General features: G+C 65.6%; 8 protein-coding genes. 3 read left to right on the top strand and 5 right to left on the bottom strand.

The genetic code is table 11. From position 1 onward, the window contains the following. Window positions 1-8 precede the first annotated feature (8 nt). Together IV454_RS19020 and IV454_RS19015 are read right to left on the bottom strand one after the other, a co-directional pair. Complete coding sequence (locus tag IV454_RS19020) at window positions 9-1,205, bottom strand: hypothetical protein (RefSeq protein ID WP_206087353.1); 1,197 nt, start codon at window positions 1,203-1,205, stop codon at window positions 9-11. 72 nt (window positions 1,206-1,277) lie between these two features. Then, window positions 1,278-1,682, bottom strand: a complete 405-nt coding sequence (locus tag IV454_RS19015) for a hypothetical protein (protein ID WP_054267294.1) — start codon at window positions 1,680-1,682, stop codon at window positions 1,278-1,280. Window positions 1,683-1,996: 314 nt separating this feature from the next. Between IV454_RS19015 and IV454_RS19010 the strand changes: the two genes are divergently transcribed. Beyond that, window positions 1,997-3,499 carry a sigma 54-interacting transcriptional regulator gene (locus IV454_RS19010; protein ID WP_206087352.1) on the top strand — a complete coding sequence of 501 codons (1,503 nt, stop codon included), beginning with the start codon at window positions 1,997-1,999 and terminating at the stop codon, window positions 3,497-3,499. Between the two features lie 6 nt (window positions 3,500-3,505). Here the strand turns inward: IV454_RS19010 and IV454_RS19005 are convergent, their stop codons facing one another. Together IV454_RS19005 and IV454_RS19000 are read right to left on the bottom strand one after the other, a co-directional pair. Then, window positions 3,506-3,889: a hypothetical protein gene (locus IV454_RS19005; RefSeq protein WP_206087351.1), complete on the bottom strand. Its 384-nt coding sequence runs from the start codon at window positions 3,887-3,889 to the stop codon at window positions 3,506-3,508. A gap of 60 nt (window positions 3,890-3,949) precedes the next feature. Continuing rightward, the gene (locus tag IV454_RS19000) at window positions 3,950-6,112 is read right to left on the bottom strand and encodes a serine/threonine-protein kinase (protein WP_206087350.1); all 2,163 of its coding nucleotides are present in this window, start codon (window positions 6,110-6,112) and stop codon (window positions 3,950-3,952) included. A gap of 422 nt (window positions 6,113-6,534) precedes the next feature. Here IV454_RS19000 and IV454_RS18995 point away from each other — a divergent pair, with 422 nt between their 5' ends. Further along, window positions 6,535-12,030, top strand: a complete 5,496-nt coding sequence (locus IV454_RS18995) for a PAS domain S-box protein (protein ID WP_206087349.1) — start codon at window positions 6,535-6,537, stop codon at window positions 12,028-12,030. After that, complete coding sequence (locus tag IV454_RS18990; RefSeq protein ID WP_206087348.1) at window positions 12,027-12,974, top strand: GGDEF domain-containing protein; 948 nt, start codon at window positions 12,027-12,029, stop codon at window positions 12,972-12,974. The genes IV454_RS18995 and IV454_RS18990 overlap by 4 nt, the downstream gene beginning before the upstream one ends. A 61-nt stretch (window positions 12,975-13,035) precedes the next feature. On the opposite strand, the gene IV454_RS18985 is transcribed toward IV454_RS18990, so the two are convergent. Then, window positions 13,036-13,788, bottom strand: a complete 753-nt coding sequence (locus IV454_RS18985; protein WP_206087347.1) for a substrate-binding periplasmic protein — start codon at window positions 13,786-13,788, stop codon at window positions 13,036-13,038. Window positions 13,789-14,011 lie beyond the last annotated feature (223 nt).

Genomic DNA, 14,011 nt, shown 5'->3' with positions numbered 1-14,011 from the left:
AGCAGCAGTCACGCATGCGCGCTGCTCCAGACCACCACCGAGAAATCCTTTTGCGAGTCGATTTGCGGTATGTGCGACAGCGGGAGAACATTGCGGTCGGTCGCGTAGATCTCGATGCTATCGGGAGAGGTGATCGACAGCCCCCTGCCCCAGCGGAACGAGCTGTTGAGCACGGGGTTCCCGAAAGCGAGCAATTGCGAAAGGATGGGTCCCCACGGAGGATCGATGGTTGCGATGTAGCTTTCCAGTATGGTCAGCGATTCGCTCATCCCCGGAACCGGCATCGCTTTCTCGGCCAATTGGGTACACGTCGGGGTCGCGCAGTCGAGATCGAGGGCGTACAGGGCGATCTGGGAATGGGCACCGTCGTCATCGGCATTCATCGATATCAAAAAAATGGCGCCGTCGGCCTGGGTAATGAGCGCAAGGCCGGCCCCGGACGCGGGAAAATCGTTGGCCTGAAGGACTTCGACAAAGCGCGTGTCCCCGAACGGCAGCAACGACGAGGTCGTCGATGTGTACACCGTCAAGGAAGAGCCGTTGACGCCGGCAACGATATACTTGCCGTCCGGGCCGGCCTGTTTCGTCATGGCGACGCCATTGATGCCGTCCGTGAACCTGGTGATCGTTCCCAGCAAAACGATGGGCTGACCGAGCAGCGCGTTGCGCATGTCGTAGATCTCGATGGCGGACTGGACTCCGGTGCCGGTGGCCGACTTTTGTATTCCCATCGCAAGGAAGCTGCCGCATGCCTGGATGCCGCACGGATGGCACCAGCCGGGGTGCGCGGTGTCGCCCACGTGGTCGATCTCTCCCTGATCGCCTGAACGTATGATGTCGCCGGTCAGGTATTTTCCGTTGAAGGCCGGGGGCAAGAGGTCCAGGTCGGTATGCGAAAAAATCAGCTTGCCGCCGAACGCCGCCACGCCCTTGAAGTGCGATGCGATCATGCCGAAAGGCCCGGTCGGCAATTCCTTGCACTCATAATATTGGCGCGCCACCTTGGCGGGAAAAGCCTTGAATAGCGCCTGGACGTCATTCATTTGCGGATTGGCCGAGGTGACGGCATCGCTGGCGTTAGCGCTGTGGCTGGCGGGCGTCGACTCGGCAAGATATGACTTGTTCATGATGATCCTCCTCAGAGTACCTGGAAAAAGGTGCGGGCTCGACGAGCGGTGTTGCGGTAGCTGGAAAATCGCGCGCACTGGTCGATGCGTGCGGTTTTCAACGGCACCGCCTCCGACGGCGCGGCCGCAGGGCATGCCATGACACAGCGATTAATAGCTGTTTGCGTGGACGAACAGATTACCGCTGGGATCGAACCCGATAAACAAGGTGGAAATCACCTGGCCTCCGCCCGTGCCCGGCAATGGATTATTTTCGCTATAGCCATCGGTGTTATTCCAGTACAAGACGGCGTTGTTCTGGTCGTTGGACCACAGCGACACGGTCCACATGACCACGCCGTTGGCGTCCTGGCCGGTAATCAGGATGTGGTGGCCCTCATACCATTGCGGGCCTGAGCACTGCGGAATCTTGATGTTATCCTTGTCCGTTCCGCCAGTAAAGCCGGTGGAAAACAAGGAAAACTGCGAATTGTCCTTAGGCGAATTATTGGTCGACGTCAGGGTGGCGGCATACTGCGTTGCGTTGGCAACTGCCACGAGCAGGGGATTGGACATGGTATATCTCCTCGAAAGATGGTGAGCGAAGTACTCGTCGCGCTTGAATGCGCGCAGCCGTCCGGCGGGACCGGTCGCTGCCGCATTCCTGGCGCGCTTGCTCTTGCTGTTGCAAGGGACGTGCCATGCCGCCAGCGCGCCGCGCTGCCGATGGGCAGCATTGCGGGGCGCGCGTGGCGGCACAGGGCGGTCAGCGTCCTGGCATGGCCGGCAGCGCAAGCCAATTCATGCAACAGGGTGTGAAAAGTGTGTAAAATTTGACATAGGTTTTACATAGTGGATAGCCAGAGCCGGCTGTCCGGGGATTGCTGGCCATGACCGATAACAATCGCACCTTGACATCGCCGCTGTCGCATCCGGATGGCGCCGACCGCCCCTTGCTGGCGTTGACCATCGTCTGGCACCCGGATCCCGAACGCATCGGTGCGCAGTTCGTCACTGGTGTGCAAGGCGAGGCCGTGGAACTGAGCCGGTATGCGCCCTCGTTCAGCCTGGCCGGGGCCGATGAGCTGCCCCTGGGCCACATGGGAATTTCGCGCGAGCCCCTGCGTATCGTGCGCGACGCGCTCGACGGTGTTTCGCTGCATCTTCCCGACTCGCGCATGGTCGTCGAATTGAATGGCCGCCAGTTGCACGACAAGGTCAGCCTGGCGGCGGACCAGCTGCGCGACGGCCAGATCCTCGCGCTTGGCCGCGCGGTGCTGCTTTGCCTGCACTGGATGACCGTGCTTCCGAAACGCAATCGCATGCCCGCCCTGGTCGGTGTCGGCAGCGCCGCCATTGCCCTGCGCGACCAGGTCGCCATGGCCGCGTCGAACGAGATGCCGGTATTGCTGCTGGGCGAAACCGGCACCGGCAAGGAAATCGCCGCGCGCGCCATCCATGCGCTCGGCCGGCGCGCCACGGCCAGGCTGGTGACGGTCAACATGGCGGCACTGAACGAGTCGCTGGCCTGCGCCGACCTGTTCGGCGCCGCCAAGGGTGCCTATACCGGGGCGCAGGCCGAGCGCAAAGGCTGGTTCGCCGAGGCCGACGGCGCAACCTTGTTTCTGGACGAAATAGGCAATGCGCCGGCCGGCGTGCAGCCGATGCTGCTGCGCGTGCTGGAGGGCGGCGACTACCGGCCGCTGGGAGCGGCGCAGGACCGGCATGCGACAGCGCGCCTGATCGCCGCCACCGACCAGCAACTCGACGCGGCCGGCTTCAACCAGGCGCTGCTGCGCCGCCTGGAAGGCTTTGTCATTCAACTGCCGCCGCTGCGCGCCCGGCGCGAGGATATGGGCGTGCTCATCCTGCATGTGCTGGGGAAGGAAGCCGGCATGCGCCTGCCCTGCGCGCTGGTCGCCCAGCTGGCCTGCTACGACTGGCCCGGCAACATCCGCCAGCTGGTCCATGCATTGCAGCGCGCCATCCTCATGCTCGACGCCGGCGCGCTGCCGCAGTTCGAGCAGCTGGTGCGATTGCCAGCCGGGCGCTCAGCCGGTGCGCCGCCTGAGCCCTCCGGGCAGCTCGCGGGCCAGGCGCCGCAGGCGCGCCGCAAGCCGTCCCAGTTAAGCGAAGCAGACATTTTCAACGCGATGGCCCAGCATGCATGGACCATCCAGAGCGCGGCGCTGTCGCTCGGGATGTCGCGCCCCACCCTGTACAAGCTGCTCGAGCGGCATCCCGACATACGGCGCGCCGATCACATCGCGGTCGATGAAATCAGGCGCGCGCTGGCGGCCAGCCATGGCAACGTAGCGCGCTGCGCCGCCCTGCTCAAAACGCCGACCGAACCGCTGCGGCGCCTGCTGCACAAGCTCGAACTGCTTGCTTGACCACGCCTACGTCGAGCCGACCTGCAATTCCGGATCGGGAAGGTAGTGGAAACGGATGTTCCCCTCCGGTGAGCGAACGCCGAACACAAGGCAGAACTGCCACTCGCCCTTTTTGGTGCCGATCGTCACGGTCGGATGTTCCTTCAGGCAGATGATATTGCCCTCAACGAATGGGCTCGGCAACGGCGCCACGACCAAGACCGGACTCACAATGGTCGACGCCGGAAGCATACCCATGTACTCGAACTTGAAAGCGATTTTGTCGTTGATAGCGACGTGGCACAGCTCGGGACGGAATGTGCTGTGGCCGAAATTCCATCCGGGTTCCGTTACTGCGTCGGTAAATGAAATCGTAAATGGATGCGTGGTCGTCGTAGGGTGGGAGCTCATGAACGTTCCTTTCGGTGGACACTACGGGGCCGGATTTCTCCGGCGAAAATTGCCTGAACCTCAGTCCTGCGGATAGGCCGGATCGCGCCGCAAGGCGACCAGATCCGGCTCAGCCGCAACCGCTGTGGACGGATAGCCCAGGCGTCTTGCACTCAGAATAGCGTCGAGCGCCTTCTGACGATGACCCAGCAATTCATATGCCAGGCCGATGCGAAATTGAATTTGCGCATTTTTCGGCGCAAGCGCCAGCGCATGCGCCGCCAGCGCGAGCGCGCCGGCGCTGTCGCCGCTGCGCGCGGCGTACAAGGCCATGCGCGACGCCAGGGTCGCATCGTCCGGGGCGCGCGCAAGGCGCGGGGCCAGCAGGGTGCGCGCCTTGCCGTAAGCCTGGCGCGCCTGCTGTTCGCGCCCCGGTATCCACAGCAAGGTGTCGGCCAGGTTGGCCCAGTTAAGGTAGTCGCCGGGAGCGCCGCGGGTGGGCGATACGGCGTTCTCGAACGCGGCCGCCGCACCCACATAGTCGCCGCGCAGGAACAAGGCGTTGCCCAGATTCCCATACAGCTTGGCGCTGGGCCTGATTTGCAAGCCTTGCTGCAGCACGCGCAGGGCCTCGTCCTGGCGGTCCTGGCGCACCAGCGCGGCATTCAGATTCGAATAAGCGTTGACGGCGTCCGGCTGCAAGGCGAGGCTGCGCCGGAATGCCTGCTCGGCGTCGCGGTAAGCGCCGTTTTCAAAATGGACCGCTCCCAATTCATCGGCAAACACGCGCTCCCGGGGAAAACGCGCCGATGCCAGCGCCAGGGTCTGCAGCGCCTGCGGCAGGCGTCCCGCGCGGCGCAGCATGTGGGCCTTGCCATACCAGGCGAAAAAATCCGCGGGATCAAGATGGAGCGCCTGGTCGAAGGCCGTCAGTGCGCGCTCGTAGTGGCCGAGGTTGGCGAGCGCCCAGCCATTGGCGATGTGGCTCAATGCCAGTTGATCGTTCAGGGTCAACGCTTGCTGGGCGCCGGCGGCGGCTTTTTGCAGCCACACTTCATCCTGGCCGTCGCCCGCGTAGCGTAGCGCGTACACCAGCGACATGCCGGCCACGGCCGCGGCGTTCCCGGGCGTATGGTCGAGAATGCGCGCAAAATGGGCGCCAGCCTGATCGAGCTTGCCGGGACGGTCGAACAAGACCAGCGCGTCCAGCCCGGATCGCATGTCGAGTGCTTGCGAGTAAGGCGCCGCGCGTTGCAGCAATGCCACCGCCCGGGGTGCCAGCTGCCAGCCGCCGAACGCCAGCGCACAGGCGAGCAAGGCCGCGCCCGCCCACCACCAGCGCTTCCCCGGAACGGTCCAGCGCCACGGCGCGCCCGGCAAGGCCCCCGGCCGCGTTGCCAGCGCGCGCAGGCGGCTGCGGATCTCGGCCATGCTGGCCAGACGCTGCTGCGGGTGGCGCGCCGTCATGGCCCGGATCAGCGCGATCATCGGCGCACTGGCGCTGTCCGGATAGGGCCAACTGCCGGAATCGGATTGCAGGTGGGCGGCGGCCAGCGCCAGGCCGGCCAGGCCGGCATAGGGACGGGTGCCGCACACCAGCTCGTACAAGATGATGCCGAGTGCGTACACATCGCTGCGCGCATCGGCCGGCACGCCCTGCAACTGCTCCGGCGCCATGTAGGCAATGGTGCCCATCGGTTCGGTGAGGGAAAGCGAGCGCGTCGCCAGCGCATCATCGCGCAGCGAGAGGCCGAAATCGAGAATGCGCACGCGCCCGCTCGGTTCAACCATCAGGTTCGACGGTTTCAGGTCGCCATGCACCAGGCCCGATTGATGCGCGTCGTGCATCGCTTCGGCCACCTGGCCGACCCAGTCCAGTGCAAGGGCCAGGTCGATGCGCGACTCCGTCAGCACCTGCCTGACGGTTTTTCCCGGCACCAGTTCCATCACGATCGATTGACTCGGTCCATCGTCTTCGATCGCGTGGACCTTGACAAAGGCAGCGTGCCGCAGCGAGGCCGCGATGCGGGCTTCGCGGATCGGACCGTCTCCACTCCTGGCACCGTCGGCTTTCTTGATGCGCTTGACCGCGACACTGCGCTGCAAGGTGCGGTCCCACGCTTCGAAGACCTCGCCATAGCCGCCTTCGCCGAGGCGCGCGCCGAGTTCATAGTGGCCCGCCAATACGTCGGCGGCCCCATGCGAGTGCCGAACGCTCCCTGAAAAATCAGCGGTGTCTGTCATAAGGCGCTTTGAGATGAGTACGATGTCGCTTTCAATGTCGGCATGGCAAAAGCCTCTCGCGCCCGCCTTACCTTGAAGCCAGGCCAGCATGGAAATTGTAGCAATGTTCCAGCCGAAAAATGGCGGTCCCGCCGAATAATCGCCAGCGCAACAACTACCGGCATGCGCCGGCGCGCAGAGCGGCGCGGACCCAGGCGCCGAGCGCGCGGCGTGGTTTTTTTGACGAACCCATCCGAAATGTAGCGAACGCCGCGAACAATCTTGTATAGTCGGCCAATTGGCGCGCAAAAAACACCTGTGTCGCGCGGCCGTGCTGGCGCACACGCAAGGACATGTCCGGGCCGGCCTGGCCAGACCCAGGGCGTGCCGGGGCGCCCGGGCCGCGCCCGTCGCGGCGATCAACGTCACGAAAGGCGATGGTCTTGACCTTCTCACAGCTTGAACGATTGCTGGGCGCGCTGGTGCTGCTTTTAGGCACGGCGGTGGTGGCCGGCTGGAGCCTGCACTCGGGCGCGCTGGTGCAGCTCGTCCCCGGGGCCATCGCGATGGTGTTCAATACCGCGCTGTGTTTCGTGTTTGCCGGCGCCGCCCTGTGCGTTTCCGGGCGCCGTGCGCGGCCGGCACGCACCTGCGCCGCCATCGCCATGCTGGCCGTGAGCGGCGTGGCGGCCCTGCAAAATTTGCTTGCCATGAATTTGCATGTCGACCAGCTGTTCGTCGATGTGTGGCTGGTCGATCCCAACCCGCATCCCGGACGCATGTCGCCCCTGTCCTGCGCCGGCTTCTGGCTGGCCGGCGTCTGCCTCTTGCTGCAGAACCGGCACAGTGCGCGCGGCGGCAGCGAGCGGCTGGTCCAGCTGCTGTGCCTCTTGCTCGTTGCGCTCGGCATCGTCGGCGTGACCGGCTATTCGCTCAAGCTCGACCTGCTCTACGAGTGGTATCGCTTCGTCGGGATGGCGCCGCACTCGGCATTCGGCTTTCTGCTGCTGGGCGGCGCGCTGTGGCTACGCTGGTACCAGGGCGTCAAGGAGCGCAGCGCCAGCCGCGAACGCGGCGACAAGCGCATTACCGCGCTCGCCACCATCATCCTGCTGTCGATGGCGCTGTCGGCCGGGATGACCAGTTCCGTCATGTCGGCCCACCGCACCGAAACGGCCTTGCACCTGAATATGAGCGCGGCGCATTCGAATCGTGCCCAACTCTTGAATTTTGTGCTGGAAAACACGATTTTGCAGACCCGTTCGCTCTCCACCGATCCCGCCCTGCTCAAGGAATACGCGCGCACGCCCGGCGCCGCGGGTAACGCGGCGCTGGCCTCCGAACTGGGGCAGCATTTGCTCGGCGATGGTTATGCCTCGGTGACCGCGACCGGGCCGGACGGCAGCATCCTGCTGCACGCCGGCACGCCCGACACTGGCGCACCGATTACCCTGCGCCTGAACGATGGACATGAGCTGCTCTGGTCGGCGGTCCCCATCCTGAAGATCGCGGTGCCGGTGCGCAAAGATGGCGCCATCATCGGCAGCATCCTGGCCGAGCGCAAGCTGGCCATCGTGCAAACCTTGCTGGCCGATGCCGCGCTGCTGGGAAACAGCGGCGATATCGCGATCTGCGCGGCGGCGGGCAAGGAGCGGATGAATTGCCTGCCGAGCCGCCTGAACGCCCAGGGTTTTCGCGCCACCTCGCGCCTGCGCAACGGCCAGCAACTGCCGATGAGCATCGCCCTGAACGGCAAGACCGGGCTGGTGGCGGCGAAAGATTACCGCGGCCAGATGGTGATCGCCGCCTACGGGCCGATCGGCGCCACCGGACTGGGCCTGGTGGTAAAGCAGGATGCGGTCGAGCTGTACGAGCCGATCCGCACGCAAATCTCGACCATGATGACGGTGCTGGCCGTGCTGTTCGTGTGCGGCACCTTGCTGCTGCACTGGCAAGTCTCGCCCCTGATCGCGGCCCTGCTGGCGGCCAGGCAGGCGGCGCGCGCGGGCGAAGGCAAGCTCCAGGCGGTGGTCGACAATATGGCCGAAGGCTTGCTGACCATCGACGAGAACAGCGCCATCAGGTCGATCAACCCGGCAGCCGCGGCCATGTTCGGCTATGCGGCGAACGAGGTTCTGGGCGCCCCCCTGACCTTGCTGATCCCCGCCCCACCACCGCCCAGCCATAGCGGCGCGCAGGCGCAGGCGGACGATCCTGCCCGGCCGGACAGCGCGCACGGCGTGCAGGTCGACGCACAACGCAAGGATGGCGCGCTGTTCCCCCTGCATATCGCGGTGCGCGAAGCGCGCCACGAAGGCGGCCGCCTGTCGGTGGCGATCCTGCGCGACATCAGCGCCGAGCGCCATGCGTCCGAAGTCAGCTCGCGCTTCAGTGCCTTCCTCGATGCCACGCCGAACCTGGTGGCCTTTGTCTCCGGCCAGCAGCGCATTCTCTATCTGAACGGCGCCGGGCGCGGCTTGCTCGGCATCGGTGCCGAGGAAGACTGCGGCGGCCTGTCGATGGCGGCGTTCACTTGTCCCGGTACGGATGGCGACCGCCTGGCGGGCATTTTGCAGGAAGCGTCGGTGGCGGCCTGGCGCGGCGAACTCGACCTGTGCAACCGCGGCGGCGGCATGGTCCCCTTTCTGTTTTCCGTGGTCCGCATCGCGCACCAGGAGGGGGAACCGAGTTCGTACGCGATGGTGGGCGTCGATGTCAGCGAGCGCAAGCGCGCCGAGGATGACCTGCGCACCACCCTGGAGCGTTTCAACCTGGTCGCGCGCGCCACCAACGATACGGTATGGGACTGGGACTTCGGCACCGACCGCATCTGGTGGAACGCGGGCATCGAGCACACCTTCGGTCACGCGATGGCCGGCGGCACTTCCCCGGCCCAGTGGTGGATCGACCAGATCCACCCCGACGACCGCGACTGGGTCATCGCCGAAGTCGAGCATGAAATCCACGAGGGCGGGCGCTACTGGACCGGCGAATACCGTTTCCGCTGCGCGGACGGCAGCTATGCCCACGTGCACGATCGCGGCTATATCATCCACGACGAGGCCGGCGCGGCGGTGCGCATGATCGGCGCGATGATGAATATCAGCGAGCGCAAGCAGGTCGAGGAACACATGCGCCAGCTGGAAGAACGCTTTTCCAAGATTTTCAGCATGAGCCCGGTGGCGATTACCGTCAGCAGCATGGCCGATGGCCACTTCCTGGAAGTGAACGATGCCTTTTGCGAGCTGATCGGGCAGGAGCGCGCCGCGCTGCTCACCCACCCCGCCTCCCTGTTCGATTACTGGCTCGCGCCCGACGCCCAGCTGTCGATGATGGCGCGGCTGCGCCAGGAAGGCTCGGTCAGCGACTGCGAAGCGGCCATGAAAACGGCAGGCGGCGCCGTGATCAGCGTCCTGTTTTCAGCCGACCTGGTGGAGTTGTCCGGCGTACCCCATCTGCTGTGCCTGTACAACGACATCACCCACCGCAAACAGACGGAAGACCAGCTCAGGCTGAGCGAGGAAAAATTCCGCTCGATCGTGGAGACCACCAAGGACTGGATCTGGTCGCTCGACAGCGGCGGCCGCATCCGTTATTCCAACCCGGCGGTCCAGGCCATGCTCGGCCACGGGGCCGAGGAACTGACCGGCAAGACCATGCTACGCTACGTGCACCCCGAAGAACGGGCCATGGTGGCCGAGCGGCTGCGCCAGCTGCAGCAGCGCGGCGAGGGCTGGAACAGTTGGCTGATCCGCTGGCGCCACCGCGACGGCAGCGATCGCTATCTGGAATCGTCGGCGGTGCCGGTGCTCGACCGCGACGGCACCCTCCTCGGCTATCGCGGCACCGACCACGACGTCACCTCGATCAAGAAATTCGAAATCCAGTTACAGGAAGCCAAGCACAAGGCGGAGTCGGCCAACGAGGCCAAGAGCGAGTTTTTGGCCAACATGAGCCATGAAATCCGTACGCCGATGAATTGCATCGTCGGCTTCACGCGGCTGGTGCTGAAAACGGGCTTATCGATCCAGCAGCGCGAATACATGGAACTGATCCAGTCGTCCGCCGACTCCCTGCTGCGCCTGCTGAACGATATCCTCGATTTTTCCAAGATGGAGGCCAAGAAGCTGGTGCTGGAAAAAGTGGCCTTCGACCTGCGCGAAGAAGTCGCCAATGTGTTCCGGACCCTGGCGGCGGGGGCGGCGGAAAAGCGCCTGGAACTGGCCTTCGACATCGCGCCCGAGGTTCCCGACATGATCGTCGCCGACAAGGGCCGGCTGGTGCAGATCCTGATCAACCTGGCCAGCAATGCGATCAAGTTTACCGCGCGCGGCGAAGTCGTGCTGACGGTCAGCCAGCACGCGCGCCATGCCGGCTACGCCGAACTCGAGTTCAAGGTGCGCGATACCGGGATCGGCATGTCGCGCCAGCAGCAGGAGCATATCTTCGAGTCGTTCGTCCAGGCCGATGCCTCCACCACCCGCGAATACGGCGGCACCGGGCTGGGACTGGCGATCGTCTCCCAGCTGGTGGGCCTGATGGGCGGACAGCTGTGGGTCGAGAGCGAACCCGGGGTGGGCACCGAGTTCCACTTCACCCTGCCGGTCCAGCTTGCGCAGGGCACGGCGGCGCCGGACCAGGGGCCGGGCGACGCCGGGCTGCAACACAAGCCGGTGCTGGTCATCGACGACAATGCCACCTCCGGCCAGATCATCGTCAACCTGCTGCGCAGCTGGAAAATGCGTCCGGCGCTGGTGCGGGACCACGCCGAACTGACGCGGCAATTGGCGCTGCAGCCGCCGCGCGACGGTGCGCACGCGCAGCCGTTTTGCGCGGCCATCTGCAGCGCCGCGCTGGCCGGCGGCGGCAGCGCGCCGCTGGCCGTCACCCTGGGCGCCGCCGGGCTGGCGCCGGCATCGATCATCGTCATGCTGCCGGCCCAGGACGACGGCGCCGCGCTGCAAGCCGGACTGGCGGCGGGATTGACGGCATTTATCACCAAGCCCGTCAGGCATTCGGAGCTGTTCAACACCTTGATGGGCATCGTCAGGAACGGCGCCGCCGGCCCCGCCGCGCCAAGCCCGCCAGACATGGCGGCGGCCCCCGTGGCGCCCCCGCGCAAGCGCCTGCACGTGCTGGTCGCCGACGACCATCCGGTCAACCGGATGCTGGTTGCCGAGCTGCTGCGCAGCCGCGGCCACACCTTCGCCGTGGCCGCCAATGGGACCGAGGTATTGCGCATGCTCGACGCAGGCCGCTTCGACGCCATCCTGATGGATGGCCAGATGCCGGAAATGGATGGCTACCAGACGAGCGCCGAAATCCGCCGCCGCGAGGGCGCCTCGGGCGCGCATATCCATATCGTGGCGGTGACTGCCCACGCGATGGCGGGCGACCGCCAGACCTGCCTGGCAGCGGGCATGGACGACTATCTGGCCAAGCCGATCGAGCCACTCGACCTGTATGCCTGCCTGGAACGACCGTGGACCGCCGCGCACGGCCCATCGGCGGCGCCGGCGCCGGACGACGAGCCGGCGGCCGGGGTGCCGGCCACCGGGGTGCCGGCCACCGGGGCGGCGGCCACCACGCCCATCTTCAACCGCGCGCTGGCACTGGAGCGCGCGCGCGGAAAGCGCGATTTATTGTACCTCATGGCAAAATCGTTCATCGATACGGCGCCCGAGCTCGTGCGCCACCTGCACAGCGGCCTCGAAACGAACGACGCCCGCCTGCTGGAACGCACGGCGCACCGCATCAAGGGTGCCGCCGCGACCTTGAGCGGCGACACGACGGCGCAGGCGGCGGGTGCGCTGGAAAGCATGGCGCGCGCCGGCAGCGACGCCGGCGCGGATGACCTGGATGGCGCCGCACGCTACCTGGCGCTGTGCATCGATGAATTGTCGGCCACATTGACCACGACCCTGGAACTGAACCAATGAAAGTGCTTGTCGCCGACGACGATCCGATTTCCGTCTTGTACCTGCAGGACGTGCTGTCCGAATGGGGTTACGAGGTCGTGGTCGCGGCCGACGGCTTGAGCGCCGAGGCGATCCTGCTGCAAGCCGACGGGCCCTTGTTGGCGGTGCTGGACTGGATGATGCCCGGCCTGGACGGCACCGATGTCTGCCACAACATCCGCCAGGCCGGCCTGGAGCGGTATGTCTACATGATCATGCTGACCTCGCGCACGGAAACCGAATTCATCGTCGCGGCCATGAATGCCGGGGCCGACGATTACGTCGCCAAACCCTTCATCGCCGAGGAAATGCGGGTGCGCTTGCGCGCCGGGCGCCGCATCGTCGACCTGGAACAGGAACTGCGCCGGCAAGCCACGCGCGACGCCCTGACCGGCATCTTCAACCGCGGCGCGATCCTCGACGTGCTGCAAAAGGAGATCGCACGACGGGTGCGCACGCCCGATTTTTTATCGGTGATCTTCGCCGATCTCGATCATTTCAAGCGCATCAACGATACCTACGGCCACCTGGCCGGGGACGAGGTATTGCGCGAAGCGACGCGGCGCATGGCCGCGACCCTGAGAAACTACGATTCCTTCGGGCGCTATGGCGGCGAGGAACTGCTCGCGGTGCTGCCCGACTGCGACCCCGAGGGCGCCCTCATCGTCGCCGAGCGCATGCGCGGCGCCATGGCCGATGCCACGGTGCCTACCGCGTACGGCGACGTCGCCGTCACGGTCAGCATCGGCATCGCATCGGTGAACCACGCCGATGCCGTCGAGATGAGCGACCTGCTGCACCGCGCCGACGGCGCCTTGTATGCGGCCAAGCTGCGCGGGCGCAATTGCGTCAGCGTGGCCACGACGGATGGCCGGGCGGGGCCAGCAAGCGGCGGGGCTGGCGGCCCCGATGCCTGGCAGTCATGAGTCGCATTGATCCGGATGGCCGAACTGGATGGATTGCCCCGGGGCCGGCTTGCGCCAAGGACTAGTGCGCACTGCCGGCGCCCAGGGCCGCCGCCATCACGGCCTCGATATCGATCCGTTTCAAGCCCGCGTTGACAAGCGCGCGCACGCGCTCGCCCTCGGCGTTGGGGCGAAAGCAAATGTAGAGCTTCTTGTCTTCCAGCAGGCGGGGATGGAAACGCAAGGTCGGCGCCAGCGGGTGCAGGTCGGGGTCGTTGCGGACCAGATGGTCGTACACGCGCCGGTCGATCAACACCAGCGGCACGCGCCTGGCGGCGAGCTTGCGCAGGTTCTGCTTGTCGTTCACGGCGGGATCGATCATTTGCTTGCCCTGGCGCACCCGCCGATCGAATTCGTCGGTATTGACATAGCCTTCCACGACGCCGATACGGTATTTCGACAGGTCGGCCAGGCTATCCCAATGCACCGGTGCGGCGGCCTGGTAAGCAAAGCCGAGCGGACCGCTGCCGATCGGGTCGGAAACGAGAAACTCGCGCGCCAGATCGGCCGAGAGGTATTCGGGGTAATACCCGGCAAAGGGAGAATCGTGCCGGATCAGGGCGGTGGCGCGGGTCCAGGGAAAATAGGCCACTTCCAGGCGGTAGCCCATGCTGGCCAGCGCGGCGGCGATCACCGCCGTGGTGGCGCCCTGGCGCGGCAAGGACACGCCCGTGTAGGGAGGCCATTCGAGCGAGGACAGCCGGATCACGCGGGTGCTGTCGGCAAGCACAGGGCTGACGGCGGCGCCGAGTGCCGCTCCGCTACAGAACAGCATGGCCAGGCCAGCCGCCCACGCCGAAAGAAAATGTACACCCGGCCGCATTCTCGCCACCACTGATCAGGACAAGGCTCTGTCGATAAGAAATCATACACCGCCATGGTGCCATTTCCACGAAGTAAATATAATTTCCTTTGAGTAGTGCGCACGCGGCGCGGAAAACCGCGCCGGCAGCCCTGCCGTTGCTGACTGGCCCGATCATGACGCGCCGGTACGCAGC

Origin of the sequence: Massilia antarctica (genome assembly GCF_015689335.1) — a bacterium.
GTDB classification, from domain to species: domain Bacteria; phylum Pseudomonadota; class Gammaproteobacteria; order Burkholderiales; family Burkholderiaceae_D; genus Telluria_A; species Telluria_A antarctica.
Note: the sequence above shows the minus strand (reverse complement) of the source record. Positions and strands in the feature narration are given on the sequence as shown.

Coding starts and splice junctions, on each gene's coding strand:
- IV454_RS19015 (WP_054267294.1), bottom strand. CDS start 1,682: ATGTCCAATCCCCTGCTCGTGGCAGTTGCCAACGCAACGCAGTATGCC.
- IV454_RS19010 (WP_206087352.1), top strand. CDS start 1,997: ATGACCGATAACAATCGCACCTTGACATCGCCGCTGTCGCATCCGGAT.
- IV454_RS19005 (WP_206087351.1), bottom strand. CDS start 3,889: ATGAGCTCCCACCCTACGACGACCACGCATCCATTTACGATTTCATTT.
- IV454_RS19000 (WP_206087350.1), bottom strand. CDS start 6,112: ATGACAGACACCGCTGATTTTTCAGGGAGCGTTCGGCACTCGCATGGG.
- IV454_RS18990 (WP_206087348.1), top strand. CDS start 12,027: ATGAAAGTGCTTGTCGCCGACGACGATCCGATTTCCGTCTTGTACCTG.
- IV454_RS18985 (WP_206087347.1), bottom strand. CDS start 13,788: ATGCTGTTCTGTAGCGGAGCGGCACTCGGCGCCGCCGTCAGCCCTGTG.